Genomic DNA, 3,014 nt, shown 5'->3' with positions numbered 1-3,014 from the left:
CGCGGCCGGGGTGTCGCGTTCGGGATCGACGGTGACGAACAGCGGCTGCACTTTGGCGGCGGCGTCCGGGTGCTTCGCCTCGAACGCCTTCAGGCCCGCCGCGAGCTTGGCCGTGTCGGTCGGGCAGATGTCGGGGCAATAGGTGAAGCCGAAATACATCAGCCGCCATTTGCCGTCGTAGCTGGCGGAGGTGACGGTGGTGCCGGATTCGTCCTGCAGGGTGAAGGGGCCGCCGACGGCGGAGCCGCTGAGATTGCCCTGCGGCGCGGCCGACGGCTTCAGCGCGAAGATCAGCCCCGCCGCCAGCGCGGCGAGCGCGAGCAGGATCAGCGGCAGGCGCGACTTCATGGATGATTTGCTGGTGGATTGGCGGCTGTTCATGGGGGGCACATATCCGCTATCCGAAAGCGATGCGAGCGGCGTGCGACATCGGGGACAGAAGATGAACGGATTTCGGGCAGGACTTGGGCTGGCGCTGGCGGCGACGATCGCCGTGGCGACGCCGGCGGCCGCGCAGTTTTCGGACGGCTATAATTTCCTGAAGGCGGTGCGCGACAAGGATGTGCTGAAGGCGAAGGGCCTGATCGACAAGCCCGGTTCCACCATCATCAACGCGCGCGACGGCGACAGCGGCGAAACCGCGCTGATGATCGCCATCAAGCGGCGCGACACGCCCTGGATGGGCTTCCTGTTGCAGAATGGCGCCGATCCCAACCTGCGCGACCGCGAGGGCAACACCCCGCTGGGGATCGCCGCGCTCAACGCCTTTCCCGACGGCGTGCGGGTGATGCTGGCGGCGAAGGCGCAGGTGGACGGCGCCAACAACCGGGGCGAAACGCCGCTGATCAAGGCGGTGCAGATGCGCGACGCCACATCGGTGCAGTATCTGCTGAACGCCGGCGCGGACCCGGACCGGACCGACAATCTGGCCGGCATGTCCGCGCGGGATTATGCCGCGCGCGACATCCGCAGCGGCCCGATCGCCAAGGCGCTGGCCGAAGCGCCGAAGAAGGGCGCGAAGAAGTCCGTCGGCCCCAGCCTCTGACGCGGGGCTGAGGCCATGCTGCTGCCGCGCCTGCTGACGGACATCGGCCGGCCCGGCGTGCGGGTGCAGACGGTGGTGCTGCTGCGCTGGGCGGCGATCGCGGGGCAGTTGCTGGCGCTGCTGGTGGTGGGGCTGGGGCTGGGGTTTCCGCTGCCCTGGGTGCCGGCGCTGGCGGCAATCGCCGCCTCCATTGCGCTGAACCTGGGGCTGACGGCGCTCTACCGGCCGGGGGACCGGCTGGACGGCCGGGCAGCCCTGGTCCACCTGGGCTATGATCTCGTCCAGCTGTCGGCGCTGCTGTATCTGACGGGCGGGCTTTCCAATCCCTTCGTCGTGCTGATGCTGGTGCCCGTCACCATTTCCGCCACGCTGCTGTCGGCACGGGCGACGGTGGTGCTGCTGGCGGCGGCGCTGGTGCTGCTGGCGGCGCTATGGCGCTGGCACCTGCCGCTGCCTTGGGGGCCGGGCGCGGCGATGGCGCTGCCCCCTGTCTATAGCCTTGGCATCCTGGTGGCGGTGGGGTTCAGCATGGGGTTCCTGGCCTTCTATGCCTGGCAGGTTTCGGCCGAGGGGCGGCGGCGGCAGGCGGCGCTGATCGCCACGCAGGCCGCGCTGGACCGCGAGACGCGCATGGGGGCGCTTGGCTCCCTCGCGGCGGCGGCGGCGCATGAACTGGGCGGGCCACTGGGCACCATCACGCTGATCGCCCGCGACCTGCGCGACGCGCTGAACGCCGATCCGGCGCTGGGGCCGGACGTGCGGCTGCTGTTGCAGGAGGCGCTGCGCTGCCGCGACATCCTGACCGGCATTTCCGAACGCGCCGAAGCGGACGACCCCTTCCCCGAACTGCCGCTGCCGGCGCTGCTGCGCGAGGTGGTGGCGCAATATGAGCCGACGCGGGTGCCGGTGGAGCTGCGCTATGGCTGGGCGCCGGGCGGCGGCCCGGTGGTGCGGCGCGGCCCAGAGCTGCTGCACGGGCTTTCCAATATCCTGTCCAACGCGCTGCGGCATGCGGCCGCGGGCATTCGCGTGGAATCGGGCGACGCCGCCGACCTGATCTGGATCCGCATCAGCGACGACGGGCCGGGTTTTCCGCCCGACCTGCTGCCGAAGCTGGGCGAGCCGTTCCTGGGCCCCAGCATTTCCGGCTCGGGCTCTACCGGGCTTGGCATCTTCATCGCGACGACCCTGCTGGAACGGACGGGGGCGCGGCTGTCCTTCGCCAACCGAGCCGAAGGCGGGGCGCAGGTGGACATTCGTTGGGTCCGATCCGATATCGAGGCCGGGCCGGCGGCCGTCGAGCCCGCACCGCGCCCCTGAGGAGAGGGATGTTCCATGGCTGAACCCGCTGCATCGCCCGAATCCGGCCCGGAAGCCGAACATGGCCTTCTGCTGCTGGCGGATGATGATTCGAGCTTCCGGCAGCGCCTTGCGCTGACGCTGGGCCGCCGTGGTTTCGATGTGCGCGCCGCCGCCTCGGCCGCCGAGGCGCGGGCGCTGATGCGCGAGATCGAGCCCGAATATGCCGTGCTGGACCTGCGGCTGGGCGATGGCAACGGGCTGGACCTGGTGGCGGAACTGCGCCGCATGCACCCGGAAACCCGCGTCGTGGTGCTGACGGGCTATGGCAATCTGGCAACCGCGGTGGCGGCGGTGAAGGAAGGCGCGATCGACTATCTGGCGAAACCCGCCGATCCCGACGATCTGGTGAACGCCCTGCTGACGCCTGCGGGCGAGCGGCCCGAGCCGCCCTCGGAGCCGATGAGCGCGGATCGCGTGCGGTGGGAGCATATCCAGCGCGTGTACGAGCTGTGCGACCGCAACGTGTCGGAAACCGCGCGGCGGCTGAAGATGCACCGGCGGACGCTGCAGCGGATTCTGGCGAAGCGAAGCCCGCGCTGAAGCTGACCGCGAAGGAGATGATCCGATGTCGCTGACGAAGCTGCTGATCCCCACCTATGTACAGATG

The 3,014-nt window shown here is 70.0% G+C and carries 4 protein-coding genes; 3 read left to right on the top strand and 1 reads right to left on the bottom strand.

Features of this window, described 5'->3' with window-relative positions:
- A partial coding sequence (locus ACE3O8_RS13295) for an SCO family protein (protein ID WP_374390505.1) occupies nucleotides 1-381 on the bottom strand: 381 nt, incomplete at its 3' end.
- Between the two features lie 61 nt (nucleotides 382-442).
- Here ACE3O8_RS13295 and ACE3O8_RS13290 point away from each other — a divergent pair.
- From ACE3O8_RS13290 to ACE3O8_RS13280, 3 genes are read left to right on the top strand one after another with little or no spacing between them, the layout of a single operon-like run.
- A complete protein-coding gene (locus tag ACE3O8_RS13290; protein WP_374390503.1) occupies nucleotides 443-1,045 on the top strand; it encodes an ankyrin repeat domain-containing protein in 603 nt (200 codons plus the stop codon).
- Nucleotides 1,046-1,060: 15 nt separating this feature from the next.
- A complete protein-coding gene (locus tag ACE3O8_RS13285) occupies nucleotides 1,061-2,365 on the top strand; it encodes an ActS/PrrB/RegB family redox-sensitive histidine kinase (protein WP_374390501.1) in 1,305 nt (434 codons plus the stop codon).
- Nucleotides 2,366-2,380: 15 nt separating this feature from the next.
- Complete coding sequence (locus ACE3O8_RS13280; protein WP_374390499.1) at nucleotides 2,381-2,947, top strand: ActR/PrrA/RegA family redox response regulator transcription factor; 567 nt, start codon at nucleotides 2,381-2,383, stop codon at nucleotides 2,945-2,947.
- Nucleotides 2,948-3,014: the final 67 nt, after the last annotated feature.

The sequence above is a fragment of the Sandaracinobacter sp. genome, from assembly GCF_041909755.1.
In the GTDB taxonomy this organism is placed as follows: domain Bacteria; phylum Pseudomonadota; class Alphaproteobacteria; order Sphingomonadales; family Sphingomonadaceae; genus Sandaracinobacteroides.
The sequence above is the reverse complement of the archived record's forward strand: the minus strand, read 5'-3'. Positions and strand labels throughout refer to the sequence as shown.

Excerpts from the sequence above, each read along its gene's own strand:
- ACE3O8_RS13290 (WP_374390503.1), top strand. The coding sequence starts at position 443 with ATGAACGGATTTCGGGCAGGACTTGGGCTGGCGCTGGCGGCGACGATC.
- ACE3O8_RS13285 (WP_374390501.1), top strand. The coding sequence starts at position 1,061 with ATGCTGCTGCCGCGCCTGCTGACGGACATCGGCCGGCCCGGCGTGCGG.
- ACE3O8_RS13280 (WP_374390499.1), top strand. The coding sequence starts at position 2,381 with ATGGCTGAACCCGCTGCATCGCCCGAATCCGGCCCGGAAGCCGAACAT.